Here is a 25004-nt window from a genome sequence, read left to right as displayed (position 1 = left end):
CTAGCGCTGCGGTTCGTCCCGACATCTCGGCCGGGCGATTCTCGCCCTGCGACCGTTGTCATCGGCCCGGCTCACTCGGTCGGGTCCGCCTGCCGCATCAGCCGGCGGACGTGACCCAGCGAGTAGGAGACGCCGAACTCGCGCTCGACGAACTCGCGGGCGAGACGGGGCGTCCACGACTCCGCGTCGAAGCCGTAGGCGTCGGGCGAGTCGGCCAGTGCGTCGAACAGCGCCTCGCGGTCGGCGTCGTCGAGTTCCGACGGCCGGCCCGGTCGGTCGTCGTCCTCGACGGCCTCCGCGAGGGGGTTGTCCGCGATGCGGTCGAGCCAGTAGTACAGCGTCGACTCGGGCACGTCGTACCGCTCCGAGAGTACCGAGACGGGGACGCCGTCCTTGTACGCGATGGCGACCATCACGCGCTTGGTCGCCTTCGGGGTCTCGGCCGCGCCGAGCTGGTCCCGGAGCGACGAGAGCGAGACGCCGTCGAGCTTGTCCATCGGCGTGAATTTTCACATTTCTGGTTATTAGTTTTATCTGTTCTCGGTCGCTCGGCGAAGGGGCGGCGTCCGAAAGCGCGGGGCTGTCGGCCGACGACGTGCCCAGCAGGCGAGAGCCCGCACATCTCGGAGTCGCCCCGTTCAGGAATCGCAGAGTCGGGCCGCGGGCCGCGCCGCTTCCGCGGGGTTTAGGCGGTGGGTCGCGTAGCCGGCCGACATGGAAGTCACAGACTACGAACTGTTCGAGGTGCCCCCGCGATGGCTGTTCCTGCGCCTCGAGACCAGCGACGGCACCGTCGGCTGGGGCGAACCGGTCGTCGAGGGTCGGGCGCGCACCGTCCGGGCCGCCGTCGAGGAACTGCTCGACGACTACCTGCTGGGCGAGGACCCCCTGCGCATCGAGGACCACTGGCAGACGTTCTACCGCGGGGGGTTCTACCGCGGCGGCCCGGTGCTGATGTCGGCCATCGCGGGCGTCGACCAGGCGCTGTGGGACATCAAGGGCAAGCACTTCGGCGCGCCCGTCTACGAACTGCTCGGCGGTCGGGCGCGCGACCGGATTCGCGTTTACCAGTGGGTCGGCGGCGACCGACCGGCGGACGTCGGCGAAGCGGCAAGGGAGAAGGTCGACGCCGGGTTCACCGCGCTCAAGATGAACGCGACGCCCGAGATGGAGCGGGTCGACTCGCCGGCGGAAGTCCGCGAAGCCGAAGCACGGCTCGCCGAGGTCCGGGAGGCGGTCGGCGAGGACGTCGACATCGGCGTCGACTTCCACGGTCGCGTGGCGAAGTCCATGGCCAAGCGACTCGCCGCCGCGCTCGAACCCTACGAGCCGATGTTCGTCGAGGAGCCGGTGCTGCCGGAGCATAACGACGCCCTCCCCGAAATCGCGGCCCACACCACGACCCCCATCGCCACTGGCGAGCGGATGTACTCCCGGTGGGACTTCAAGCAGGTGTTCGAGTCGGGCGCGGTCGACGTGATCCAGCCGGACCTGAGCCACGCCGGGGGCATCACCGAGGTCAGGAAGATCGCCTCGATGGCCGAGGCCTACGACGTGGCGCTGGCGCCACACTGCCCGCTCGGCCCCATCGCGCTGGCCTCGTGCGTACAGGTCGACGCCTGCACGCCCAACGCGCTCATTCAGGAGCAGAGCCTCGACATCCACTACAACGAGGAGAGCGACGTGCTGGACTACCTCGCGGACCCCAGCGTCTTCGAGTACGAGGACGGATACGTCGACCTCCCGGACGGACCGGGCCTCGGCATCGAGGTGGACGAGGCGGTCGTCCGCGAGCGAGCGGGCGAGGTGAACTGGCACAACCCCGTCTGGCGCCACGACGACGGGAGCGTCGCGGAGTGGTGAGATGGCGGCCCCGCTGGACGCCTTCCCCGACGTCGACGACGAGGCTGCGCGCGACCTGGTGGGACGACACCAGGCGTTCGTCCGGGACCTGCCGGACGTCGGCGTCGACGGCCTGGTCTACGAGTACCGGACGCAGTTCCACCGGGACCCCCTCGCGACCCAGGACGGGACCGCCTACTACCTCTCGGTGAGGGACCACGTCTGGGACGAGTTCGCCGACCGGATGGGGCTGAGCGACGATGAACTGGCGACCCTGAAGGACGCCCACGCCGCCCAGTTCGCGGCCCACGTCGGCGACGAGGCGGGCGACGAGGCGGACGACGAGGCGATGATTCTGACCAAGGAGTGACCGGCGGGTGGCGCCGGTCGCGGGGACGCGCCGCGGCGCCGACGGCGGCGCCGGACGCGACGCCATCAGGGTAACGACGGTGGCCCGCGTACCCCGTCCGATGCGACACGAGATCTCGTACCGACCGACGTTCGCACAGCTGAGCGTGTCACTCGACCGTGGCGAGGCGGTCCGCGCGGAGGCCGGGGCGATGCTGAGCCACACCGCCGGCATCGACGTCCGGACGGGGACCGACGGCGGCCTGCTCGGGTCGCTCAAGCGCTCGGTGTTCGGCGGCGAGTCGTTCTTCCTCAACACGTTCGAGGCGCGAGAGCCGGGGTCGGTGACGTTCGCGCCCCGACTGCCGGGCGACGTCATCGAGCGCGACCTGGGGTACGAGCCGCTGTTCGTCCAGTCGAGTTCGTTCCTGGCCGGGACGCCGTCGGTCGACCTGGACACGAAGTTCGGCGGGTTCAGGACCTTCTTCGCGGGCGAAGGGCTGTTCCTACTTCGACTCGCCGGCCCCGGAAGCGCGTTTCTCTCCAGTTTCGGCGCCATCGACGAGGTCCCGCTCGCGGCGGGCGAGCGCGTCGTCGTCGACACCGGCCACGTCGTGGCGTTCGAAGCGTCGGTCGACTACTCGGTCCGGCGGGTGGGCGGGCTGCGTTCGACACTGCTGAGCGGCGAGGGACTGGTCGTCGAGTTCGAGGGGCCGGGCACCGTCTGGACCCAGTCGCGGAGCCCAGACGCGTTCCTCGACTGGATCGTCTCGAACGTCCCGCACGGCGGCGCGGTCGTTCCCGTCGGCGACGTGGGGCCGGGTTCGTCGTCCGCGGGCGTCGGAGGGGGCGGAGGCAGTGGAGAGGCCGCGAGGCAGGGCGGAGGGCAGCCCCCTGGATCGGGCCCGGCCGCTGGCCGGGGCCGAGCCAATGGCGGGAAATCGGGTCCCGAATCCCCGAAGCGTCGCGGATCCACGTTCGAGGTCACGCGAGGCGGAGGCCGCGGTCGGAGCGGATCGCGCGGCGCAGGGGGCCGGAACGCGACCGACGGAGGTGCGGGAAAAGCGGGCGCCGGGCGGAATCGGAACGGTCGCGCCAGCGGGGTTAACGGGGGAAGTAGTAGCGGCGGCGACAGCAAGGGAGGGAGTACCGGACCGTCGCGGCGTTCCGGCGGGAAACGGTCCTGACTCGCCGAACTTCCGGACCTGGGAGGCTCTGACTCGGTCGAACTGCTGCCGTGAAAGAGCAGTGACACGTCCGTACGGACGCGGATGATCAACATCCATGCCTACCGACAGGAATCGGGAACGCTAATCCACGACCGAATCGCGGCGCTAACTCCAAGCTTTGGCCGGGTAGAATCGTTGATTTTTTGTGCGATACGTCAGTTTGCGGTGACATCGAACATCTCAATCGGAGGTCCCAGCCGGACGCATGAACCGAGACACGCCGCCAATCACCGAACGCGCGCCGTCGCTCGATCGCGGCGGTCGCCCGGCCTACCGGGTCGCGCCGACCGAGTGGAACCCGAGCACGACAGTCGTCGCGGCCGTCTCGGAGGTGGTCGAGGTCGACCCGCTCGCCGACGAAGGGCTGCTGTACGACGCCCTCGATCCGGAGGCGCTGGACGGACTCTTCGCCGACAAGGCCGACGAGGCCGACAGTGGTTCACGGACATCCGGGCGGGTGGTCTTCTCGCTCCGCGGGTGCGAGGTCGAGGTCCACGCCACCGGCGCCGTCCTCGTTCTCGGCCCCGAGGGTCACGACGAGACGGGGTCTTCGACGGCGCAATCAGCGTGAGAATATCGGGAAACGAATCGGGGACCGAGCAAGCGGACCAATCGGCGGACGCTCGGGCGAAACGGTCGGAACGAGAACACGAAAAGGTAATCAGGGAGTGGCCGGACGCCTCGGTAAGGAGCGATTACCAGATGGCCGTCACGGACGAGGTTTCGTTTTGGGAGATGTACCGCGAACTGCCGGTCAAGACGACGCTGGCGAGCGTCGGCCCCGTCGTCCTCGGGCTGGCCCAGCTGCTGAACGGTTACGTCCACGACGTCCCCGTGACCCTCACCGGCGCCTTCGCGGCGGTCATGGTCGTCGCCGCCGTACTCGTGACCCGGTACCACCTCGTGGAGTTCCGCCGGATACGGCTCCAGCGCGACGTCTTCGGCAAGGACTGAACTTCGGCGCCGGGAGCGGGTACCCCGAATCAGGTTCCGGGGTCGTGGCGCTCGAACCACTCGGTGAGCTCCCGGAGGCGGTGGGTCGCCCGGTCGGGGTCGCCGATGGCGTGGTGCTCGTCCGGGTAGACGACCAGCCGCGCCGGCACGCCCTGCTTCTTGACGCTGACGTAGAGCTGCTCGCTCTGGGACGGCGGGCACCGCCAGTCCTCGCCGCCGGCGGTCACGAGCAGCGGGGTATCGACCGCTCCGACGTCGGTGATGCTCGACGCCGCATCGTAGCCCTTAGGGTTCTCCCACGGCAGGCCGAAATCGTTCTCCCACCACAGGTGGCTGTCGTCGGTGCCGAACGCCGACCGAAAGTCGTAGACGCCGTGCTCGGCCGCGGCCGCCGCGAACCGGTCGCTCGCCGCGACGAGGTAGCCGGTCGTGATGCCGCCGTAGGAGAAGCCGGTGGCGAAACACCGGTCGGGGTCGGCCCAGCCGCGCTCGACCGCGGCGTCGACCGCGCCCAGCACGTCGGCCGTCTCGCGCGGCCCCCACTCGCCGCGGATCTGCTCGCTGAACTCGCGGCCGTACGAGGAGCTCCCGCGGTAGTTCGTCCGGACGACCACGTACCCCTGTCCGGTCCAGTACGAGAAGTCGAACGAAAACGTCGGCGCGTCGTAGGAGATGGGACCGCCGTGGACGGAGGCGACGAGCGGGCGGGAATCCGAAGCTGCGTCGTCGGGGTCGACGTCGTCCGGGAAGTAGGCGATGGCCTCTATCTCGTCGCCCTCCGACTCGAAGGTGAACCGCCGAGCCTCGGGCGTGTGGTGGTCCGCGACCAGGTCCTCGTTGAGCGCGGTGAGTCTCGTCGGCTCGGTGGCGGCGTCCAGGCCGTCGACGCCGACCGCGAAAAGGTCAGCGCCGGCCTCCGGGTCCGAGAGGACCGCGACCGACGCGCCGGCCCGCGCGTCGAACCCCTCGACGGTCCGGTCGCGGCCCTGCGCGCCGAAGGTGCGCTCGGGCTCGTTGCCCTCGCTGAAGCGCGCGAGACGGGTCAATCCCTCATCGGCGATGGCAGCGAGCAGGTCGTCGCCGTCCCACGAGAGCCGGCCGTACCTGGCGACGGTCCGGTCGAGGTCGCCCGACCACGATTCGTGGGCGCCGCTCTCTGTTTCGTCGGCATTACATGCGAGTTCCGCGACGTACACCTCCGACGGCCGGTACCAGTTCTCGGGGTCGCCGCCGACGAACGCGAGGCGGTCGCCCTCGGGGTGCCACCGGGGCCCGCTGGCGGTCAGGTCCGAGTCGGTCAGCTTCCGGCAGTCGCTCCCGTCGGGCGCTATCGTGTAGACGTCCATCACGTAGCTGTCGTCCGGGCGGTCGGTCCGGTTCGAGAGGAACGCGATTCGCCCGCCCTCGGGCGACCACGCCGGCTGGAGGCCGGTCGCCGGTTCTCGCGCGCCGCCGCCGTAGGCGTCGTCGAGGCGGTCGACCTCGCGGGTCTCGCAGTCCACGACGAAGAGGTAGGTATTCACGTCGTCGAGCCAGCCGTGGCCGTCGAACTTGTGTTGGAGGCGCTCGGTGACGATCGGGCCGTCGTCCTCGCGCCGGGATTCGAGGTACTCGCGCTGGTCGTCGGTCGGGTCGCGGGCCGCGGCGACGATGCGCTCGCCCTCGGGTCCCCAGTCGAACCCCCTGACGCCCTCCTCGAAGTCGGTCAGTTGGCGGGCGTCGCCGCCGAGGTCGAGGTCGAACGCCCAGACCTGGGGCTTCGGTTCGTCGGCGTCGGCGTTTGCATCGGCATCGTCCTCGTCGCTTTCACCGTCGTCTTCGGATTCTGCTTCGCCCTCCGGGTCCTCGTCCACCGCGTCGTCCGAGTCGTCGTCTCGACGAGTCACGGCGATTTCGGCGTCGGTTTCGCGCGCGGCGGTGAACGCGAGCTTGGTCCCGTCGGGGCTCCAGGCCGGCGCGCCGGCGTCGGAGGCCCGGGTGAGCCGGTGGGGCTCGCGGCTCCCGTCGGTCGGGACGACGAACAGCGAGCGCCGGCGGTCGTCCTCGGCGCGGTCGAACTCGTCGGCGACGAACGCCGCGCGGTCGCCGTCGGGCGAGACGGCGAGGTCTGTCGCGAGCGTCAGGTCGTAGAAGTCCTCGAAGTCGAGCGGGTCGCTCATGTCCACCGCGTTGAGGGCCGCCACCTTGAGCGTGTGGGCACGGGCAAGCCGGGAGTCGAAGGCGGCGGAACCGCGGCATCACACTGGTTTCAGAAGACGTTCCGGAACTCGAACCGGGCGCCGCCGGCGTCGCTCTCGGCGACGGTGCACTCCCACTCGTACACCTCCACCAGCTTCCGGACGAACGCCAGCCCGAGGCCGGTGCCGCCGGCGTCCTCGGCCGTCGTGTACCCCGGCTCGAAGACCGCGTCGCGGTCCTCCGGATGGATGCCGGGCCCGTCGTCGGCGACGTAGAACCCCGTCGGGAGGTAGCCGACGGTGACGGCCACGTCCGGTCCGCCGTGCTCGACGGCGTCCTCGCGAGGTTGCGAGCGAGGGCTCGTGGAACCGTGTTCCACGGCGTCCTCAGAAATCGAAGATTTCTGATGGGCTGCATCAGACTCCGTCTGATGAACGTCGTCGGCCTGTGGCCGACGGCTTGTCGAACCGTGTTCGACAGCGTTCTGGAGAAGGTTCCGGAAGAGGTGGCGGAGGTACGTCTCGTCGGCCTCGATTGTACGGTCGAGATCGACGTCGAGCGAGGCGTCCGGGGCTTCCACGTCGCCCCACGCGGTCCGGACCGTCTCCGCGAGGTCGACCGGCGCCCGGTCGCCGACCGCCTCCCGGCCGCGAGTCAACACCAGCATGACGTCGACCATGTCCTCGATGCGGTCGAACGCCTCGGTGACGTACTCGACCGCCGCCGCGTCGGTCCCTGTCGGGAGCCGTTGGCTGTATATCTGGCCGATGGCGACGGGGTTGCGGAGCTCGTGGGCGAGCATGCTGGCGAAGCTCTCGAGACGCTCGTTCGACTCCTCGAGCTTCTCGATGGTCTCTTCGAGTTCGCGCTCGCGTTCGAACTGCTCGGTGACGTCGCGGGTGAGCGCGACGTGGGCGGTGGTCCCGTCCGGGTTGTGCAGCGGCGCGGCGTGGCTCTCCATGTGGCGCCGCGTGCCGTTCAGCCCGACGATATCGAACTCGAGGGTGCCGCGTTCGCCGCTGCAGATGCGCTCGTTGAACTCCCGGAACCGCTCGCGGTCCTCCGGGGCGATGACGTCGTAGATGCACTCGCCGGTCACCGCGTCGGCCGAGTCGGCCTCCACCATCTCGAGCCCGGCGGGGTTCATCTGGAGCAGGGTGCCGTCGGCGGCGACGGTCTTGATGCACTCCGGGGCGGTCTCGATGAGCGCGCTCAGGTGCTCCGTGCGCTCGCGGAGTTCTCGCTCGCGCCGCCGCCGGTCGAGCTCGTAGCTGACCCACTGACCCATCAACTCGAGGAATGTCCGCTCGGTCTCGGAGAACGGCCGCTCACGGGGCTCTGTGCTCCCGACCCAGAGCGTCCCGTACGGCGTCGACCCGCTCGTCACCTTCGTGCCGAGGTAGCACGACAGGCCGTGCTCGCGGTGAATCTCGTCGTCCTCCCACTCGGTGCCCCGGACGTCGGCCTTTCCGACCGGCTCGTCCTCGGCGAGCACCTGCCGACAGAAACAGCCCTCGCCCGGGTCGGTCCAGACGTCGTCGGACGCGTCGACAACGTCGTCGTTGCTTTCACCGTCGCCGTCACCGTCGTCGTTCCCGTATCCGATGGCGTATTCGGTGAGTAACTCGCCGCCCTGTTCCGGGAGATGGGTCAACCCGGCCGCGTCGAGGTCCATCCGCTCGCGCGCGAGGTCGAGGAGGCGGTGGAGCTTCTCCTCGAAGTCGAGCGCGGGGTCGGCCGTGATCCGGTAGCTCTCGCGGAGGTATCGTTCTCGTCGCCGGAGTTCTGCTTTCGCGTCGGTCTGGTCGCCGAGCGACCCGAGCAGGCGGTCGACCTCGCGCTCGGACTTCTCGGGACCGAAGAACTCCTCGGGCGGGGTGTAGTAGACGTTGTGGCTGACACGCCCGTCGTGGACGAGCAGCGGGTGGGTGCTGATGACGTCCCGGATGACGTCCGACGGGAACCGGTTTCGGTTATACTGGCAGAGCGCGATGCCGTCCACGTCGTCGAAGAGGTAGTTCGCCTTGGCCTCGCACCGGACGAGTTCCTCACCGTCGGGGTCTTCCTCCAGGACGCTGCTCATCTCGCCGGTCACCCGGAGCCCCTCGTACTCCTCGTCCGCTGCGTCGATGGCGGCGTCGAGGAACGCGACGGTCTCGTCGGCGTCGAACGTCTCGTTCCGGAGGTAGGTCTCGGTCTCGTCGTGGACCGAGAGCTGGCCCGAGTCGAGCGCGGCGTCTACGTCGACGCCGCACTCCCGCATCGCCGCCAGGACGTCTTCCCTGGAGTTCTCGTAGGCGATGTACACGCACCGCTCGCCGCGGTCGAGGCCCTGGCGGATGAACGGGACGGCGGCGGCGAACTGCTCCTCGCGTGAGTCGTAGACGAGCGCGAAGTGGTCGTTGGCGTGGGCGTGGCCGTCGAGCGACTCGGCGGGGCCGCGGAACGACGGGCTCGCCCGGAGGGCTTCGAGACAGCTCTCGGGATTCGCGGACGGGTCCGCCTCGGGTGGGAAGGACCGCTGCTCACTCACGAACACCGCCCCCTTCTCCCGCGCGACCGCAGTCCTCGGACCCCCGCATTCCTCGCCACGTCATAACTGGAGACAGCGTCCCGGCATGGAAAAGTCTGCTGCAGTACAGCGTAATCGCCGGACAGGAGCAAGCGGTGAGAACGAAATGGGTACGCGGCCCGCTCGTGACGGCGGGCGGGACGCTCAGGTATCGGTCGACGTCGAGACGGCGTACACGCCGAGGGTCATGACGAGTCCGCCGGCAACGAACCCGGAGCCGAGCGACTCGCCCAGCAGGAGCGCACCCAGCAGGGTCCCGACCACGGGCTGGGCGAAGAAGAAGACGGCAACGGTGCCGGCGTCGACGTACTCCAGCCCCTTGTACCAGAGGTACCACGCGGCCGCGGTGCTGGCCAGGCCGAGGTAGCAGACCGCGGCCGCGACCGGCAGCGTGAGCGACAGGTCGCCGAGCGCGGTGCCGGTGACCGCCAGTTCCGCGGCGGCGAGCACCCCGAGCATCGGCACCGCGGCGACGGTCGAGTAGGTCGCGGTCTCCAGCGCGGAGTAGGACCGGACCAGCGGCTTGCCGTAGACGGTGAAGGCCGCCCACGCGAAACTCGCCGCCAGCAGCGCGGCGACCCCCGCGGCGTTGCCGGCGGCCATCCTGGTGAGGTCGTACCGGCCCGCGAGGACGAGCAGCGTACCGACCGCCGCGAGCGCCATCCCCCCGACCTTCCGCCGGGTCAGCGGTTCCGAGAGCGCCGCGACGCCGAGCAGCAGGGTGAAGACGGGCGTCAGGACCGTCAGCAGCGCGCCCTGGCTCGCGTTGGTGAGGTCGGTACCGACGAACTGGGTGACGATGGTCGCCGTGACGGTCGCACCGAGCGCGACGAACCGCCGGCGGTCGGCCCCCGAGAATCCCCGAGCGGGCCGGGTCCGCCGGACCACGACCAGCAGAGCCGCCGCCCCCAGCGCGACCCTGAGGAACCCGAGCGTGACCGGCGGAATCGCCGAGAACCCCCACTTGCTGACCACGTACATCCCGCCCCAGAGGGACGCCGCGGCGAGCGGTGCGACGGCGTAGACTGGGTTCTCGGCCACGATAGGTAGTACTGTGCGCGGTCCGGTATTTGAACGTTCGTGACTCGCACCGGGACCCGCCGAGTCCGTCGGAGCCGTCCGGGGGTCGGGAGTAGCAGAGGACGACGGGAGGTAGTAGTATTGTGTCCTATGTGCAAAACAGTTAAGCACGTCGGGTGCCAAACCCGAGTGATGAGCGAAGACGAACTCGAATCCATCCGGAAGGAGAAGCGCGACGAACTGCTCGGCGATGCCGGAGGCGAATCCGGCGAGACCGACGAAAGCGGGACCGCCGCGGACGCGCCCGACGAACCGATCCACGTCGAGAGCGTCGAGCAGTTCTCCTCGGTGACCACCGACTACGACGTGGTCCTGGTGGACTTCTACGCGGACTGGTGCGGACCGTGCAACATGCTCGAACCCATCGTGGCCTCGGTCGCCGCGAACACCGAGGCAGCAGTGGCGAAGGTCGACGTCGACCAGCACCAGGGACTGGCCTCCCAGTACGGCGTCCGGGGCGTCCCCACGCTGCTCCTGTTCGCCGGCGGCGAGCAGGTCGAACAGCTCGTCGGGGTCCAGGACGAGTCGACGCTGACGGACCTGATCGAGCGACACGGCTAGAAGATCAGTTATATCGGGAGGAGATAATCTTGCATATTTCGCCCACGTCTCGCAGTCGTTAAGGGGGTCGCCGACCCACATCGAGACGATGGGTTTTCACACGTTCGACCCGGCGTCGGCCGACAGGCTCGAGGACGAGTCGCGGTACCGCTACTGTTCTCGCGAGGAACTCGTGGCCGCCCTCGATCTCGGAAACGCCCGGGACGCGACGGTCGCGGACCTCGGCAGCGGAACCGGCTTCTACACCGACGACGTCGCCCCGTTCGCCGGCGAGGTCAGGGCCGTCGACGTCCAGCCGGAGATGCACGACCTTTACCGCGAGAAGGGCGTCCCCGGTAACGTCGACCCGGTGACCGCCGACATCGGTGACCTCCCGTTTGCCGACGGCGAGCTCGACGCCGCTTTCTCGACGATGACGTTCCACGAGTTCGCGGGCGACGGGCACGGCGAAGGCAGGCACGGCGGAGGCGAGCATAGCGAAAGTGGGCACGGCGAATACGGCCACGACGACGTCGGAGATGGGGGCGGCGAGTCGGGCGGAGAGGTCGAGGTCGCGCGCGTCCTCCGCGACGGCGGCCGATTCGTCGTCGCCGACTGGACGGCGAATGGCGACGGCGAAGCGGGCCCGCCGGTCGAAGAGCGCTACGGCCGCGACGAGGCCGTGGCCCTGCTGGAACGGGCGGGGTTCGACGTCGTCAGGGCCGACGAGCGTCCCGAGACGTTCCTCGTGATCGCGCGGGCCTGACTCCGGTGGTTTCCGAATCAGCGACCAGAGACGGGCCTCCGACTCCACTACTCCCGGAGCCGCCGGCGACGCTGCTCGAACTCCTCTTCGGAGAGTTCGCCCCGCGCGTAGGCCCGACGCAACTCCTCTAGGGCCGGGTCGGTCGTCTCGTTCGCGGCCCACCGGTAGAGCAGGTAGCCGGCCCCGACGAGCACCAGCAGGCCGACGATCCAGAAGCCGAACATCCACGTCGGCGTCGCGCCGCCGCTCCCGCCGGGGCCGACCTGTCCGTCTACGGGCCCGTGCATCCACCAGCCCATCCCCATCATCGGCCACGCGAACAGCATCATCACGACCGGGAGCAACAGCAGGACCGCGATGGCCGCGATCGCGAGTCGGGAGAGTTGTGTGTTCGTCGCCATACCAGACAAGACGATCCGGAAGGTCAAAACGTTGTGTGTGGTGCTGTGGTGTTTCCGAACAACGCCGGGTTCGGCCACTTGACCGGGGATCGAAACCTCGCACCTAAACCAAACCCGCTTGGCGGAGGTCCGGCCCCTCGCGTTCGGAACTGTCACCCGGAAGGTATTACTTGAGTTCGGTCCAACTCTGGGCGAGTTCACCCTCGTCGGCGCTCCGCGCAAGAATCATGAGGAAGGTCCCACGCCCCGAAAGTTGGCTGGTCGTCCTCGGCGTGACAGTCGCGACGCTCGCCGTGGCTGCTCTCCCGACTCCCGCAGGACTGCCCGTCGCGGGCCAGCGCGCGCTCGCGACGGCGACGTTCGCCGCGGGGCTCTGGATTACGGGCGCGTTCCCGCTGGCGGTGACCGCGCTGACGGTGCCGTTCTGGCTGGTGGTGTTGGGGGTCTATCCGACGCTCTCGCAAGCGCTGACCGGGTTCGCCGACCCCATCGTCTTCCTGTTCCTCTCGACGTTCGTCCTCGCGGCCGCGCTCCAGAAGCACGGGCTCGACCGGCGCGTCGCGCTCCGGTTGCTCGGCCGCGTGGGGACGACGCCCCGTCGGGTGGTGCTCGGGGTGATGGTGGCCACGGCGGTGCTCTCGATGCTGATCTCGAACACCGCGACGGTGGCGCTGATGGCACCCATCGCGGTCGGGGTCGTCCGCCAGATCGACGCCGCGGCCGACCGGTCGGTCGAGAACCTCCACGCGGCGACCCTGCTGGGCGTGGCCTACGCGGGCAGCATCGGCGGCATCGGCACCCTCATCGGGACGCCGCCGAACGCCATCGTCGTGGCCCAGCTCGCCGACGCCGGCTACGAGGTGAGCTTCGCCGACTGGCTGGCCGTCGGTCTGCCGACGGTCGCGGCGACCCTCCCGCTGGCGTGGTACCTGCTCGTCCGGCTCTACCCGCCGGAGCCGGTCGACGTCTCGGGCGCCCGGGCCAGTGCGCGCCGGTCGTCGGCCGCGTCGGGACCGCTCGACCGGCCGGCCAGGCGCGTCGCCGTCGTCTTCGTCGCGGTCGCTATCCTCTGGCTGCTGGGCGGGCTGGAGTTCGTCTTCGCCGAGCTCCTGCCACCGGAGTGGCAGACGACGCTGTTCGGCGGCGAGGGCGCGTGGGTCCTCGGCGAGGGAGTCGCCGCGGGCGGCGAGCCGGGGTATCAGGGTCTGCTCTACTTCGTCGTGGTCGGCCTCGCGGCGATTCCGGTCCTCTTCCTCGCCGAGGGCGTCGAATGGGAGGACGTCGAGGGCATCGACTGGGGGACGCTGCTGCTGTTCGGCGGGGGACTCACCCTCGCGGACGCGCTCTCTGACACCGGCGCGACCGAGTGGCTGGCCGGTCGAGTGCTGGTCGCGCTCGGGGACGCGCCGCTGGCGGTCCTCCTTGTCGCGCTCGTCGCGCTGACGGTGGCCCTGAGCGAACTCGCGTCGAACACCGCGACCGCGGCCGTCCTCGCGCCGGTGTTGATCGAGGTCGGTCGGGAGTTCGGGACCGTCGGCGGTGGCGGTGGTTCGGGCGGCGGCGGATTCATCGGTATCGGCGGTGCTGGCGTCGAGGCCGCCGTGCTGCTCCCGGTCGCGAGCGCGGTGGCCGCGAGCTACGGGTTCGCGCTTCCGGTCGCGACGCCCCCCAACGCCATCGTCTTCGGGACAGGCGAGGTGACGCGCGGCCAGATGCTCCGGGCCGGGTCGGTGCTGGACGCGGTGTTCGTGATCGTGACGACCGGCATTCTGCTGGTGCTGGCGGTGACGATATTGCCGGCAGTGGTGTGAATCCCGTCGGCCGGTGTGAGTGCCGGATTTCGTGGCGAACGGCGAGTACCGCCCTCCTATCACAACCTCCGGACCACCTCTCCCGTCTCAAAGTCTAACGTCTCGTGGACCGTTGCGCAGGGGACGTCATCGGGGGCATCGGCGACCGACAGGGCCGCTCCCACGAAGAACCGATGCGGTCTCTCATCACCGAAACCGAACCCGACGAGGCAGTGACGGTGGAACTGATCGGGGCGGCGAGTGTACCCACGAGGAGATAATGCTGGACGGACGACCGGCGGCGAGAACGGAATCGAATCGCCAACCTCGAACCCGGCCGGGCCGTGCCGATGATGGTTCGTACGATGACGACCAGGACAGCCGAGTCGGATCCCCCTTCCACCCAACCCCGCCGTTTCCGCTGTTTGGAGAGGAGCGAATAGCCCCAACGAGGCCCGGTTGGCGAAATTCCCGTTGGCTGGTGCACCGGAGTTCGTCGGCCCGAATTCGGATTCGTCGGGCTACCCCATCGTTTCCGCTGTTTCGCGAATCCGCCGGAAGCGGCGGTACGGTAATCAAGACGGTCAGGCGTTCGATTAAGAGAGTGGCATGTAGTCGAACGTCGATTATCTGTAAGGTTGGTCTGCAACGTGACCAACTGAAAGGAAAGACAGGTAGATGACTAGGGGACGGGGATTCGGTCGAACGCAACGGCGAGAGCAGAGTCGGCCGATACGGGATACCACGGACTCGCTCTGCTCGTCGCAACACCACGGTTTCCGCTGTTCTCCGCTGTGTTCCGAGGTTGCGCACGTCGTTTCCGGCAGGCGCATCGCAGTTCGGTATTGTTCCGATTTCCTGCCTTAGCGTCTCTCTCCATAGACGTAGCGTCTCTATCGACAAACGACTGCGGTTGTTTCCGCCGAAGCCTGGCGGACGGTTGGGAGAGGCTCTACAGAAACGGCCCGGGACTGCCCGACGGGAGACGAAAGAGAACCTGTCACACCCACCCCATCGTTTCCGTTGTCCTCGCCGAAGAGAGGAGCGGGTCGAACGGGGACACCCACCCCATCGTTTCCGCTGTTTTCGTCGAAAGGGACGGTAGTCGTGAGGCGATCATATCGGCGGAGGTGTCACCTTGTCTGGGAGAAACTCGAGGGAGCCTGTAGGAATAACAGTCGTCGAGGGTGCACATCTCCTACTACCGGAAATGAATCGGAGGTAAAGTGAGATAGAAATCGAAAGCTGATTCATTCTCCTTCTCTCTTGCTCTCTCAATCTTGCTCTCTCAATTCTGAGACCGTTACCAAAACCTAGAAGCCATTCTCTCACCTCGTAGTCTATTTAGGTGAGTTGGAATACGGGTATGGTTGCAGATGAATCTAAATAAGTGTTTCCCTTTCATAAGATAACTCCAATCTGGCTCACCCCTACGACAAAAGCTCCGGAAACGGTGGGGTGGGTGTGTCTTTAAGTATTGACGGACAGAGGAAACGACACTCCCCCGAGAAACCGCCACGAGTGATAAGGCTTGGGGACAGAAGAAACAGCGGACGCGCCGCTTACCACGAGCCTTTATATCCCCATCCGTTCAAGGACCGTTCATGTCGTCGTTCAGCTTCGATCGGGACAACTCCCTCTACAAGAACCGGGACGCGCTGCTGGAGGAGTACACTCCCGACAACCTGGTGGGCCGCGACGAGGAGCTGGAGGAGTACCACGCCGCACTCCAACCAATCATCAACGGGGAGGCCCCGTCGAACATCTTCCTCTACGGGAAGAGCGGCGTCGGTAAGACCGCGGCCACCCGCTTCCTGCTCAACCGGCTCCAGAACGACGCCGCGAAGTACGACGACATCTCGCTCAACGTCATCGAGATCAACTGCGACGGGCTCAACTCCAGCTACCAGGTCGCCGTCCGACTCGTCAACACCCTCCGGGACCCGTCCGAGCAGATCAGCAACACGGGCTACCCGCAGGCGCAGGTCTACAGCTTCCTCTGGGAGGAACTCGACCAGGTCGGCGGCACCGTCATCGTGGTCCTCGACGAGGTCGACCACATCAACGACAACTCCATCCTCTACCAGATTCCCCGCGCTCGGAGCAACGGCTACCTCGAACACGCCAAGATCGGCCTGGTCGGCATCTCCAACGACCTCTCGTTCCGCGACTCGCTCTCCGCCAAAGTGCGCTCCTCGCTCTGCGAGAAGGAGGTCTCCTTCCCCCCGTACGACGCGACCGAGCTCCAGAAGGTGCTCAGCCAGCGCGAGCAGGTGGCGTTCCACGAGGGTGCCCTCGCCGATGACGTGATCCCGCTCTGCGCCGCCTACGGGGCTCAGGACGCCGGAGACGCCCGGCAGGCGCTCGACCTCCTGCTCGAGGCCGGCGACCTGGCGCGCAAGGAGGCGGTCGAGCAGGTCACCGACGAGCACGTCCAGGAGGCCCGCGAGAAGCTCGAGCGCGACCGGATCATGGAGGGCGTCGCCGACCTGACCGAACACGCCCGCCTGGTGCTCTACGCGCTCACCTCGCTCGAGGCCGAGGACGAGACGCCCGCGCGCTCGCGGGACATCCGCCCGCGCTACGAGCAGCTCTGCAACCACGTCGGCACCGAACCGTTGACGAGTCGCCGGATGCGCGACCACCTCGCGGACCTCGCGATGCTCGGGGTCATCTCCTCGACCGAGAAGAACGAGGGCATGTCGGGCGGCAAGTACCGGAAACACGCCCTGAAGCAGGACCTCCAGCTCGTCGTCACCGCGCTCGAAGACACCATCGAGTTCGCCGGCGTCCACGAGAGCATCCGGCCGTACTACCAGACTACCTTCGAGGACGCGGAGAACTGAGCGTCGACCTCCGACCCTCATCTCCGCCGGGAGTTCTGACAGTCCGGAATCCGTTCCGCTGTTCAGCCTCGGTCCCTGTCACCTCGTCTCTACTCACCTCGAAGCTCCAATCATCCCACCGTTTCAGTTACTCCGCAGTTTCCGCTGTCCGAGCCGCCGGCCCTGCCCTCACCAACCCCACTATTTCCGCTGTCGTCCGACGCCGTCCGCCTCGAGTACCCCGCGATCCGACCCCGTCGTTTCCGCTGTCTGCACCTGACCGTGCGTAACATTTACGGAGACTCGTATCTCATTCCGGCGAATTCCACCCGAGTTTATGATAGTACAACGGTCGTTTTTGGATTTCAGAGCCGTTCACCATACGGATAACAGCGGAAACTGCGGGGTCGGAGAGTCGTCGACGGAGACGGACACTCCGAGGGAAAACAGCGGAAATCCCGGTGTTCCGCGGCCGGCCCTCGAAACCGGAACGGCAGAAACTTCGGTGTCGATTCAGCGGAAACGCCGGTGTACCCATCCGTGGACCTCCGTCGACGGACAGCGGAAACGCCGGAGTCGCGTCGATTTCCACGAGTAGCGACAGTGCCACCTCACCGTCAGCGAGCACGATGACTGTCGTACCATCTTACTTTCCACGAACCCGATGACTGCCGTACCACCTCCCTTTCCACGACCACGATGACCATTGTACCTTTCCCGGGGTTTCTCGACGGTAGACAGCGGAAACCGCGGGGGTAGCGACCGGAAACGACGAGACAGGTCTCGGCGTCGGTCCGTCGCGTCACGCGACGAGGTCAAGATACGGCCGCTTCGGAGTTCGTCGCATCGGAGCATGCCGTATAAGTACGTGCTCGTCGAGGACGACCCCCGAGTGTGGCCACGCAGTTACTCCTGCTCGACCTCGAGAATCCGGGCGTCACAGGCCGAACAGCTGACCGCTACCACGTCCATCGTGCGACAGCAGGACTCGACGGTCTCCTGCTCGACGGTGACGTCGCCGCCGCAGTCCGGACACTCGTCGAGGAACACCCGGAGGCCGCTCAGGACGCGGCTCTGGTTCGTGACCGGGAGGTCGTCCCAGTCGTCGTAGCGCTCCTCGAGTAGTTCCGCGGCCGCGAGGTCGGCGACCAGCGCCGCGCGCGACGCCCACTGGCCGAGGCGCCGCCCGTCGTACCGAGCGACCAGCGCGCCGTCGTACTCCTCGACGGAGAGGTTCTGGGCCTCCAGGTCGAGAATTCGTGCCAGGTCGTCCGTCTCGGTCCCGTCGGTCGCTATCGAGTCCATGGCGTCGTCCCACGCCTCGCGGAACTCCTCGGCGAGGCAGAGGTCGTCGACCTCCGCGCAGGGTTCGACCGCTCCCGCGTCGGCCAGGACCGCTTCGGGCTCGCGCTCCTCCGCGTTCGCGCCGGCGTCCGTCCGGTCGTCGACCATTCCGTGCTCCTCGGAAATTCCGTTCTCGTCGGCTCCGACCCTCTTGTCCTCCAGTTTGTCGAACTTCGCCAGCACTCGGTCGGGGAGATACCGCTTTGTCAGTGTCGGCGTTCCGGGGACGAGGTACCCTCGGAGGTAGATGATCCCGAGCGACAGCCCGAACGCCGCCCCGCCGGCCAGCGGTCGGACGGCGGCCGAAACGAGTCCGCTCCCGACCGCCGCGATGCCGACGTTGACGGCGGTGCAGGGCGTGCACCTGTTCTCGCCGGTGTACTCCCGCTGCCGGAACCGCTCGACGAGCCCGGTCGTTTTCGCACTCATTATGTCAGTAATAATCGGGTCGCTCGCACTTAGTTGTTATTTAAGCGAACGGACGGTTTTCCCTGCACACAGCGTCGCGCTACGGCCGACTCGACTTCCGAGTATCGACTGCGAGGTTACCGCTGTTCGACGCCGGAGACGTTCCCCTGTTCGGAGCCGTCACCCGGCCCGGAACCTCCCTCCCGATCAAAGTCGTCCTTCCGCTCGACCCCGTCCTCTCGCTCGAAATCGTCCTCCCGCTCGAAGTCGTCTTCCCCTACCGAACGGTCCGCGACCGCGCGCTGGAGTCGGAGCGTGACCGCCCCGCCGTTCGTCCGATAGTCGTCGAAGGTGAGTTCCCCGCCGAACTTGCCGACGATCCAGTTCGACAGCCAGAGCCCGAGCCCGCTGCCGTGGTGGAGCGCGGTCTCCTCGCCCTCGGTGAGGACGTCGCGCTCCTCCTCGGGGATGCCGGGCCCGTCGTCGAGGACGGTCACCTCCACCCACTCCTCGTCGTAGGCCGATACCGCGACTGTCACCGACGACTCCTCGCCCCCGTGTTCGATGGCGTTCTCGAGGACCTCGCTGATCGCAGCCTCCAGCGTCTTGTCGGCGTACACCGTGATCGATGCGGGCGTCTCGGTTGCGATGTCTGCGTCGGGGTACGTCTGCCGGAACTCCTCGCAGGTCCGCTCGACGCAGTCGGTCACGTCGACGCGCTTGGTCGTCCGGTCCCCGCCGTCGAGGGTCTTGCCGACTTCGCGGGCCTTCTCGCTGATCTCGATGAGCTCGCCCGCCTTCTGCCGGATGATGTCGGCCTCGCACGCCGCCTGCGGGTACTGCTCGGCGATGTTCTCGGCCCGTCCCAGGACGACGTTGAGGTCGTTGCGGAGGTTGTGTCGGAGGACGCGGTTGAACACCTGGAGGCGCTGCTCGCGGCGGACGAGCTCCTTGCGCGTCTGGACCGAGTCGATGGCGTAGGCGAGGGTGTTGCCGAACTTCGAGAGGACCCGGCGCTCGGTCTCGTCGAACGCGTACCGGTCGTCCGACCAGACGCTCAACACGCCGTACGACCGGCCGCGGTAGACGAGCGGGACGGCGGCGAGCGCGAACCGCTCGGCTGGCAGTTCGAACTCGTCGTCGAGTCTGTCTTCGAGGTCCCTCCGCCGTGCGACCTGCACGGTTCCGGTCTGGACCGCCCGCTGGACCGGAAGCGGGTCGTCGGTCCCCCGCTCGGCCTCGTAGATGATATCGTCGAGGTGGCGCTGCTCGATGCCGGCAGTCGCCTCGGGCCGGATGGCCGCCGTCTCCTCGTCCACGTTACCCACCCACGCCAGCACGTACGGGTCCGAGTCGGCGAGCCGGTCGCAGACGCGCCCCTCGATGTCCTCCCGCGACGAGGCCCGGAGCATCGACTGGCTCACGTCCCAGATGAGGTCGTTGACCTCGATCTGTCGCTCCGCGCGGCGCTCGGCGCGCCGCCGCGAGACGGCGTTCTCGATGCGGTTGGCCAGCACCGCGAACTGCTCTTTCCCCTCGCTCTTCCGGAGGTAGTCGGTGACGCCGGCCGAGATGGCCCTGCTCGCGACCCGCTCGCTCCCGCCGCCGGTCAGCAGGATGAACGGGACGTCGGGATCGGTCTCCCGGACGGCGTCCAGGAACTCCAGTCCGTCCAGCCCCGGCATCTCGTAGTCGCTGACGATGCAGTCGAACTGCTCGGTCTCGAGTCGCCCGAGCGCCGCGTCGGCGTGCTCCACCCGGCACACGTCGATGCCGTACTCCTCCGCCAGTATCTCGGCCGTGACTCTGGCGAAGAAGTCGTTGTCCTCGACGTGCAGGACGCGGGGGTGGGCCTCCGGCATCTTCTGTCTGCCCGGAGTCACGGTGACCTAATAAATGATTTCCTTCCTTCAACCCTACGAATCTAGATATCAGGATTGATTGCGCGTTCTCACCACCGATGACGCCGGCGAGACCGGGTGGCTTACCCTTTCTCCGGCGGGTCCTGCTGCTTGCCGAACGAAGCGCTCGGACCGTCGACAGGTTCGGCCCACGAGACGGCGTTGGCGACGACCGTCTGGATCTCGGGCTGGTGGTATATCGGATACGTCTCGTGGCCCGGCCGGAAGTAGAACACCTTCCCCGCGCCGCGCCGGTAGCAACACCCGCTCCGGAACACCTCGCCACTCTCGAACCAGCTCGTGAACACGAGCGCGTCCGGTGCCGGGACGTCGAACCGCTCGCCGTACATCTCGGTCTCGGGCACCTCGATGGACTCCCCGACGCCCGCCGCGATGGGGTGGCCGGGTTCGACCGTCCAGAGCCGCTCGGTCTCGCCCTCCTCGCGCCACTTGAGGTCGCACGTCGTCCCCATCAGTCGCTTGAATATCTTCGAGAAGTGGGCCGAGTGGAGCACGACCAGCCCCATCCCCGACAGCACCCGCTCGCGCACGCGCTCGACCACCTCGTCGCGCACCTCGTCGTGGGCCTCGTGGCCCCACCACGTCAGCACGTCGGTGTCGTCGAGCACCTGCTCGGTCAGGCCGTGCTCGGGTTCGTCCAGCGTCGCCGTCCGGACGTCGAACCCACGGTCACCGAGGAAGTCGGCGATGGTCGCGTGGATCCCCTCCGGGTAGACCTCGCGGACCGCCTCGTCCTCGCGCTCGTGGCGGTACTCGTTCCAGACTGTGACCGCGGTCACGTCAGTTCCCTCCGGACGCGCCGGCCTCGGGCGAGTCGGCGGCGCCGGCGGGACTGCTCCCGAACAGCGCGTCCAGATCGGGGTCCTCTTCGACGAGGGCGTACCCCGCCTCGGTCCGGTCGACGACGCCGCGGCGGTCGAGGTGGTCGAGGTGCGCCCACGCCTCGCCCGGCCCGTGCATGATGTGGATGTTCGACAGCTCGCCGAACAGGTCCGCGCTGACGGTCCACGCGTCGGCCTCGCCGCGCTCGTCGAGCACCGAGAGCACGCGCTCGGTCCGCTCGCGGTGGTGAGTCGCGATCTCGTGCGCCCGACCCGCGGGGTCGTCGATGGGGTCGCGGTGGCCGGGCCACGCGCGGGCGTAGTCGCCCTCGACGATCCGGTCGAGCGAGTCGAGGTAGGCGGCCAGCGGGTCCTCGACGCGGGGGTCGGCGCCGCCGACGTTGGGAGTGTACTTCGGCAGGAGCGCGTCGCCCGCGAGCAACTCCCGGCCGTCTTCACCGGCAAATTCGAACCCGGTCAGTCCGTCTGCGTGGCCCGGCAGGTGGACGGCTTCGAGCTCCACGTCGCTGGCGTCGAAGGTCGCGCCGTCGGCGAACGTCTCGACCTCGGGCGATCGGCCCTGTATCTCCTCGTGGATCGCGAGGAAGTCGAGCAGTTCCTCGGCCTTCTCGTCGGGGACGCCCCACTCCTCGAACAGGTCCCGCTCCGCGATCTCTGCTTCGTGGTTCATCCCCTCGTCGGTGACCATCGGCGCGTCGGCCTCGTGGACCCGGACCGTCGCGCCGCTCTCGGCCTGGATCTCGCCCGCCAGGCCCGAGTGGTCGTGGTGCCAGTGCGTCAGCAGGATCTGGTCCACGTCCTCGAACGAGAGGCCGTGCTCAGCGAGCCCGTCGCGGAGTTCGTCGCGGACGCCGTCGGTGGCGACGCCGGTGTCCACGAGCGTCGTGGGCCCCGCGTCGTCGAACACGTACACGTCGTTTCGACCCTCGAAGACGTTGTTCCCGAGCTGAATCCGTTTCACGTTCGTACTCGGCCCGTGACCGGTAAGTCGTTTTCTCTCTGGGCGCTCGCTCCGGCTTCGCCCGGTGAGAGGCGTTTGAGTACACCAGTAGTAAATATTCATACGGAACGTTTATGATAGATACCGTCCGCGATACGAGTACGCGATGAGCGAACGACTGGAGCGACGGGAGCAGGACGCCGACCCGGTCAACTGGAAGCGGACCGACGGCGGGGTCGAGATATACGACGAGACGAACTCCGACGCGTGGGTGCGGATGGAGTTCGTCAGCGGCATCGCCCCGGACAGACGACTCTTCGGCATCTGCGACGACTGCGGGCTCGTCACGCCGCAGCGCGCGCTGCCCTCCGACAGCATGGCCTGCGGGCACTGCGGCTCGGAGTTCGGCGACGACTCGTAGGCGCTCTCCTTCTCGACGCTGTTCGCCGCCGGTTCCCGGTGCAGTGGGTCTCACGCCGACGCTCAGAGCAGTCGGTCGACGAACGACTCGAACTCGCCGCCCTCGGAGACCGACTCCAGTTCGTCGAGCGCGTCCCGGTCCTCGTCGCGGTTCTGCGCCAGCAGGTCGACCGCCTCTCCGTCGACGTCGAGCGCGTCCGCAAGCGCGAGCAGCCCCTCGTACGCCGTGAGTTCGAGCCGCTCGGCCTTCCTGCCGACGTGGTTGTAGAGGGCGTTCTGGACCGCCTCGTCGTTCGATTCGGCGTCGGCCTCGCGCTTCTCCTCCAGCAGCGCGTCGACCGTCGGCACGGTCCGCCCGCGCGACTCCATGTCCAGCAGGGCGAAGACGCGCTCGAGCCGCTCGACGTGCTCGCGGGTCTCGTCCCGGTGGCTGGCGAACCCGTCCACCAAGTCGGCCTCGGTCGCGCTCGTCTGGAGCTCGTCGAGCATGTCGACCAGTTGCGTTTCGGCGTAGTAGACGCCCCGGAGTTCGTACTCGAACAGGTCCTCGGCCGTGTCGAGTGCCATGGTCCTACCGTTTAGCCCGCACACGTCCTTAGCTGTTGTTGCGGCCCGGCGCTCCGACGTCAGCGTTTTCACGGATGCCGCCGTTAGCGGAGCCATGGCCGTCCCGAAGCCCACGTCCGCGCTCGAAGTCGCGGCGGTAGCCGTCGGCGCGGTGGTCGCGCTGCTCGTCGTCGTCCCGCTGGTCCCGCTCGTCCTCGACCTCGTCGTCGGCATCTTCCGGGGCTTCTTCGACGTCCTCGTTCCCGGCGGTCGGACCTACGACGAGACGGCGTAACGGCGACCCGATTCACTCCCCGCCACCGATCCGCCGACCGACCAGCAGTCCGGCCGCGAACCCGGCGCCCAGCAGCCCGAGCGACCGCCGGCGCTCGCCGAACCTGACGAAGCGCGTTCCGTCGTCGGTGATCTCGAGCGCGCCGACCGGCGCGGCCGCCGCGCCGCCACCGCCGCCCGCGCCCCGCGGCTCGGCCGTCGGATTCTCGGAAGCGGTGGACGCGTCTCCGCCGGCCCCCCGGCGGTTCGACCCGTCGTCGGATTCGCCACCGCTCCCGTATCCGCCGCCGAAGCCGAACGCGACGCGGGCGACCGGGACGACCGTCTTCTCGCCGCGCTCTATCGGGTCGCCGAACACCGACCGGACGTTCGCGCTCCGCTGGAGTCGCTCGACGATGGATTCTATCTGAGTGACGCTCATTGTGGTCCCCGGAACGGGGTTCGGCGGCCGGGGAGAAAAGCGTGCGTGCCGCCGGCACTGATGCCGCCGAACACCCGCTCCGCCCCCGATTACTACCGGACCTCGTAGGTGTCGTGCTCGGCGAGGAACCGCCCGAGGTCGGCGGTCTGGCGGTAGTCGCTCGCCAGCAGGTCGGCCAGCGAGGCGGCCAGTCGCTCGGCGTCGCCGTCGTCCCACTCGGCGGGTTCGCGGACCGGAACGACCAGGAATCCCCGGCCCGGCAGGTGGTCGGCGTGGAGGTCGGCCATCCTATCGCCGGGACCACCGTCGGCCGATTCGGCGTCCGCCGCGTCGTTGCCGGACGCCGCCTCGTCGGTCGGCGTCTCGCCGCTCGCGACGCCGCCGTTGGCCGCCTCTCCGCTCGCCGCGGGCTCGCCGCGCCTCGCGCCGCCCTCCGGCGCCAGCAGTGCCTCGCGGGCGGCGTAGGTCCGCAGGACGTGTCGGGTCGCGCGCTCGCCCACCGGCAGCAGGACGTGGGCGGCGATGGCCCGCAACTCGGCGTCGAAGAACGGTTCGAGGTCGTCGTACTCCCGCTCGGTCGGCTCGCGGCCCTCGGGGAGACAGCACATGTACCGGTAGCTCAGGAACAGGTCCGCGGCCTCGGGTTCGTCGCTGTAGGGGTCCGCGAGCAGGCCCACCTCGTGGAGCACCGCCTGGAGGCGCTGGCCCGCCGAACTCCCGGTGAACGGGACCCCGGTGTCGCGGCCGCCGTGGACGCCCGGGTGGTCGCCCACGACGTGGAAGTCGGCGTTGGCGTCGCCGTAGCCGAAGACGGCGCTGCGGCCGGCCGTCTCGCCCGACTCCCCAGACTCCTCGGGGCAGGGCGGTCGCATCCCGAAGGGGTTGCTGGTTCTGTCCGTGACGTTCTTCACGCCGGGCGAGTAGGGCGGAGGGCGTTAAAACGAACGCGGTTCACCGCGGGGACGGCGTCTCGGCGTTCGTCGCGGGGTGCGACCGTCCCCGACCTCTTCTCCGCGCACTCTCGTGTCCGGCGTCAATACTCCCTGTTTCGGGCTTGGAGTCACCGCGGCCGGCAGACAAAGAGTCGAGGCCTCGAAGAACCGAGTTCCGAATCCCCCACCGACGGGGAGCGCTACTCCTCGTCGTCTTCCTCGGCGTTGCTCTTGATCTCGTCCAACTGGTCCAGAAGTTCGTCCTGAGACGCCTCGGAGTCGAACGACACCTCCCCCTCGTGAACGTGCTCGTGGACGGTGACCCCGTCGTCCTCGTCGAAGTCGCTTTCCTGGTCCTGTTGTTCGGATTCGTCGTAGCTACCAAAACCCATGTCTAACGCGAGGGGCTG

The 25004-nt window shown here is 68.2% G+C and carries 23 protein-coding genes and 1 pseudogene; 11 read left to right on the top strand and 13 right to left on the bottom strand.

The window, feature by feature from the left end:
- Window positions 1-71 precede the first annotated feature (71 nt).
- Window positions 72-497 carry a helix-turn-helix domain-containing protein gene (locus DVR07_RS18970; RefSeq protein WP_115798899.1) on the bottom strand — a complete coding sequence of 142 codons (426 nt, stop codon included), beginning with the start codon at window positions 495-497 and terminating at the stop codon, window positions 72-74.
- Window positions 498-714: 217 nt separating this feature from the next.
- Between DVR07_RS18970 and dgoD the strand changes: the two genes are divergently transcribed.
- From dgoD to DVR07_RS18945, 5 genes and pseudogenes are all read left to right on the top strand, one after another.
- Window positions 715-1863: a galactonate dehydratase gene (gene dgoD / locus DVR07_RS18965; protein WP_115798898.1), complete on the top strand. Its 1149-nt coding sequence runs from the start codon at window positions 715-717 to the stop codon at window positions 1861-1863.
- Between the two features lies 1 nt (window position 1864).
- Window positions 1865-2212 carry a hypothetical protein gene (locus DVR07_RS18960; RefSeq protein WP_115798897.1) on the top strand — a complete coding sequence of 116 codons (348 nt, stop codon included), beginning with the start codon at window positions 1865-1867 and terminating at the stop codon, window positions 2210-2212.
- A 100-nt stretch (window positions 2213-2312) separates the two neighbouring features.
- Window positions 2313-2972, top strand: a pseudogene (locus DVR07_RS22650) (TIGR00266 family protein); the annotation flags it as partial.
- A gap of 652 nt (window positions 2973-3624) precedes the next feature.
- Window positions 3625-3990, top strand: a complete 366-nt coding sequence (locus DVR07_RS18950; RefSeq protein WP_115798896.1) for a HalOD1 output domain-containing protein — start codon at window positions 3625-3627, stop codon at window positions 3988-3990.
- Window positions 3991-4121: 131 nt separating this feature from the next.
- The gene (locus DVR07_RS18945; protein ID WP_115798895.1) at window positions 4122-4373 is read left to right on the top strand and encodes a hypothetical protein; all 252 of its coding nucleotides are present in this window, start codon (window positions 4122-4124) and stop codon (window positions 4371-4373) included.
- A 29-nt stretch (window positions 4374-4402) separates the two neighbouring features.
- On the opposite strand, the gene DVR07_RS18940 is transcribed toward DVR07_RS18945, so the two are convergent.
- From DVR07_RS18940 to DVR07_RS18930, 3 genes are all read right to left on the bottom strand, one after another.
- Complete coding sequence (locus DVR07_RS18940; protein ID WP_115799178.1) at window positions 4403-6532, bottom strand: S9 family peptidase; 2130 nt, start codon at window positions 6530-6532, stop codon at window positions 4403-4405.
- 89 nt (window positions 6533-6621) lie between these two features.
- Window positions 6622-9084 (bottom strand): MEDS domain-containing protein, encoded by a 2463-nt coding sequence (locus DVR07_RS18935; RefSeq protein ID WP_193570272.1) that lies wholly within the window; start codon window positions 9082-9084, stop codon window positions 6622-6624.
- A 183-nt stretch (window positions 9085-9267) separates the two neighbouring features.
- Window positions 9268-10164: a DMT family transporter gene (locus DVR07_RS18930; protein WP_115798893.1), complete on the bottom strand. Its 897-nt coding sequence runs from the start codon at window positions 10162-10164 to the stop codon at window positions 9268-9270.
- Between the two features lie 171 nt (window positions 10165-10335).
- Between DVR07_RS18930 and trxA the strand changes: the two genes are divergently transcribed.
- Both trxA and DVR07_RS18920 read left to right on the top strand, forming a co-directional pair.
- Window positions 10336-10764, top strand: a complete 429-nt coding sequence (gene trxA / locus DVR07_RS18925) for a thioredoxin (protein ID WP_115798892.1) — start codon at window positions 10336-10338, stop codon at window positions 10762-10764.
- Window positions 10765-10852: 88 nt separating this feature from the next.
- On the top strand, window positions 10853-11509 hold the full coding sequence (locus tag DVR07_RS18920) for a class I SAM-dependent methyltransferase (RefSeq protein ID WP_115798891.1): 657 nt from the start codon (window positions 10853-10855) through the stop codon (window positions 11507-11509).
- Window positions 11510-11556: 47 nt separating this feature from the next.
- Here DVR07_RS18920 and DVR07_RS18915 read toward each other — a convergent pair whose 3' ends face one another.
- Window positions 11557-11910 (bottom strand): SHOCT domain-containing protein, encoded by a 354-nt coding sequence (locus DVR07_RS18915; protein ID WP_115798890.1) that lies wholly within the window; start codon window positions 11908-11910, stop codon window positions 11557-11559.
- A 227-nt stretch (window positions 11911-12137) separates the two neighbouring features.
- On the opposite strand from DVR07_RS18915, the gene DVR07_RS18910 reads away from it, so the two are divergent.
- Entirely contained in the window at window positions 12138-13721 is a 1584-nt protein-coding gene (locus tag DVR07_RS18910; RefSeq protein ID WP_115798889.1) for an SLC13 family permease, read from the top strand.
- 1583 nt (window positions 13722-15304) lie between these two features.
- On the top strand, window positions 15305-16546 hold the full coding sequence (locus tag DVR07_RS18905; RefSeq protein ID WP_115798888.1) for an orc1/cdc6 family replication initiation protein: 1242 nt from the start codon (window positions 15305-15307) through the stop codon (window positions 16544-16546).
- Window positions 16547-17431: 885 nt separating this feature from the next.
- On the opposite strand, the gene DVR07_RS18900 is transcribed toward DVR07_RS18905, so the two are convergent.
- The 4 genes from DVR07_RS18900 to DVR07_RS18885 all read right to left on the bottom strand — a co-directional run bounded on the left by DVR07_RS18900 (window position 17432) and on the right by DVR07_RS18885 (window position 22002).
- Complete coding sequence (locus DVR07_RS18900; protein WP_115798887.1) at window positions 17432-18298, bottom strand: hypothetical protein; 867 nt, start codon at window positions 18296-18298, stop codon at window positions 17432-17434.
- Between the two features lie 116 nt (window positions 18299-18414).
- The gene (locus DVR07_RS18895; protein WP_240318905.1) at window positions 18415-20160 is read right to left on the bottom strand and encodes an ATP-binding response regulator; all 1746 of its coding nucleotides are present in this window, start codon (window positions 20158-20160) and stop codon (window positions 18415-18417) included.
- Between the two features lie 101 nt (window positions 20161-20261).
- Window positions 20262-20978, bottom strand: coding sequence for a ThuA domain-containing protein (locus DVR07_RS18890; protein ID WP_115798885.1), 717 nt, complete (start codon window positions 20976-20978; stop codon window positions 20262-20264).
- 1 nt (window position 20979) lies between these two features.
- Window positions 20980-22002, bottom strand: a complete 1023-nt coding sequence (locus DVR07_RS18885; protein WP_115798884.1) for an MBL fold metallo-hydrolase — start codon at window positions 22000-22002, stop codon at window positions 20980-20982.
- Window positions 22003-22147: 145 nt separating this feature from the next.
- On the opposite strand from DVR07_RS18885, the gene DVR07_RS18880 reads away from it, so the two are divergent.
- On the top strand, window positions 22148-22402 hold the full coding sequence (locus DVR07_RS18880; protein ID WP_115798883.1) for a hypothetical protein: 255 nt from the start codon (window positions 22148-22150) through the stop codon (window positions 22400-22402).
- Between the two features lie 62 nt (window positions 22403-22464).
- On the opposite strand, the gene DVR07_RS18875 is transcribed toward DVR07_RS18880, so the two are convergent.
- Window positions 22465-22968 carry a YciE/YciF ferroxidase family protein gene (locus DVR07_RS18875; RefSeq protein ID WP_162829631.1) on the bottom strand — a complete coding sequence of 168 codons (504 nt, stop codon included), beginning with the start codon at window positions 22966-22968 and terminating at the stop codon, window positions 22465-22467.
- Between the two features lie 94 nt (window positions 22969-23062).
- Here DVR07_RS18875 and DVR07_RS21865 point away from each other — a divergent pair, with 94 nt between their 5' ends.
- Window positions 23063-23242 (top strand): hypothetical protein, encoded by a 180-nt coding sequence (locus tag DVR07_RS21865; RefSeq protein WP_162829630.1) that lies wholly within the window; start codon window positions 23063-23065, stop codon window positions 23240-23242.
- Window positions 23243-23254: 12 nt separating this feature from the next.
- On the opposite strand, the gene DVR07_RS18870 is transcribed toward DVR07_RS21865, so the two are convergent.
- The 3 genes from DVR07_RS18870 to DVR07_RS18860 form a co-directional block, all read right to left on the bottom strand.
- Window positions 23255-23662: a GerW family sporulation protein gene (locus DVR07_RS18870; protein WP_115798881.1), complete on the bottom strand. Its 408-nt coding sequence runs from the start codon at window positions 23660-23662 to the stop codon at window positions 23255-23257.
- A gap of 92 nt (window positions 23663-23754) precedes the next feature.
- A complete protein-coding gene (locus DVR07_RS22645) occupies window positions 23755-24573 on the bottom strand; it encodes a uracil-DNA glycosylase family protein (protein ID WP_368281142.1) in 819 nt (272 codons plus the stop codon).
- A gap of 221 nt (window positions 24574-24794) precedes the next feature.
- Window positions 24795-24986, bottom strand: coding sequence for a DUF5786 family protein (locus tag DVR07_RS18860; RefSeq protein ID WP_115798880.1), 192 nt, complete (start codon window positions 24984-24986; stop codon window positions 24795-24797).
- Between the last annotated feature and the right edge of the window lie 18 nt (window positions 24987-25004).

The organism is Halorussus rarus, from assembly GCF_003369835.1.
Taxonomy (GTDB): Archaea; Halobacteriota; Halobacteria; order Halobacteriales; family Haladaptataceae; genus Halorussus; species Halorussus rarus.
The sequence above is the reverse complement of the archived record's forward strand: the minus strand, read 5'-3'. Positions and strand labels throughout refer to the sequence as shown.

Coding starts and splice junctions, on each gene's coding strand:
- DVR07_RS18970 (WP_115798899.1), bottom strand. CDS start 497: ATGGACAAGCTCGACGGCGTCTCGCTCTCGTCGCTCCGGGACCAGCTC.
- dgoD (WP_115798898.1), top strand. CDS start 715: ATGGAAGTCACAGACTACGAACTGTTCGAGGTGCCCCCGCGATGGCTG.
- DVR07_RS18960 (WP_115798897.1), top strand. CDS start 1,865: ATGGCGGCCCCGCTGGACGCCTTCCCCGACGTCGACGACGAGGCTGCG.
- DVR07_RS18950 (WP_115798896.1), top strand. CDS start 3,625: ATGAACCGAGACACGCCGCCAATCACCGAACGCGCGCCGTCGCTCGAT.
- DVR07_RS18945 (WP_115798895.1), top strand. CDS start 4,122: ATGGCCGTCACGGACGAGGTTTCGTTTTGGGAGATGTACCGCGAACTG.
- DVR07_RS18940 (WP_115799178.1), bottom strand. CDS start 6,532: ATGAGCGACCCGCTCGACTTCGAGGACTTCTACGACCTGACGCTCGCG.
- trxA (WP_115798892.1), top strand. CDS start 10,336: ATGAGCGAAGACGAACTCGAATCCATCCGGAAGGAGAAGCGCGACGAA.
- DVR07_RS18920 (WP_115798891.1), top strand. CDS start 10,853: ATGGGTTTTCACACGTTCGACCCGGCGTCGGCCGACAGGCTCGAGGAC.
- DVR07_RS18915 (WP_115798890.1), bottom strand. CDS start 11,910: ATGGCGACGAACACACAACTCTCCCGACTCGCGATCGCGGCCATCGCG.
- DVR07_RS18910 (WP_115798889.1), top strand. CDS start 12,138: ATGAGGAAGGTCCCACGCCCCGAAAGTTGGCTGGTCGTCCTCGGCGTG.
- DVR07_RS18905 (WP_115798888.1), top strand. CDS start 15,305: ATGTCGTCGTTCAGCTTCGATCGGGACAACTCCCTCTACAAGAACCGG.
- DVR07_RS18900 (WP_115798887.1), bottom strand. CDS start 18,298: ATGAGTGCGAAAACGACCGGGCTCGTCGAGCGGTTCCGGCAGCGGGAG.
- DVR07_RS18880 (WP_115798883.1), top strand. CDS start 22,148: ATGAGCGAACGACTGGAGCGACGGGAGCAGGACGCCGACCCGGTCAAC.
- DVR07_RS18875 (WP_162829631.1), bottom strand. CDS start 22,968: ATGGCACTCGACACGGCCGAGGACCTGTTCGAGTACGAACTCCGGGGC.
- DVR07_RS21865 (WP_162829630.1), top strand. CDS start 23,063: ATGGCCGTCCCGAAGCCCACGTCCGCGCTCGAAGTCGCGGCGGTAGCC.
- DVR07_RS18870 (WP_115798881.1), bottom strand. CDS start 23,662: ATGAGCGTCACTCAGATAGAATCCATCGTCGAGCGACTCCAGCGGAGC.
- DVR07_RS18860 (WP_115798880.1), bottom strand. CDS start 24,986: ATGGGTTTTGGTAGCTACGACGAATCCGAACAACAGGACCAGGAAAGC.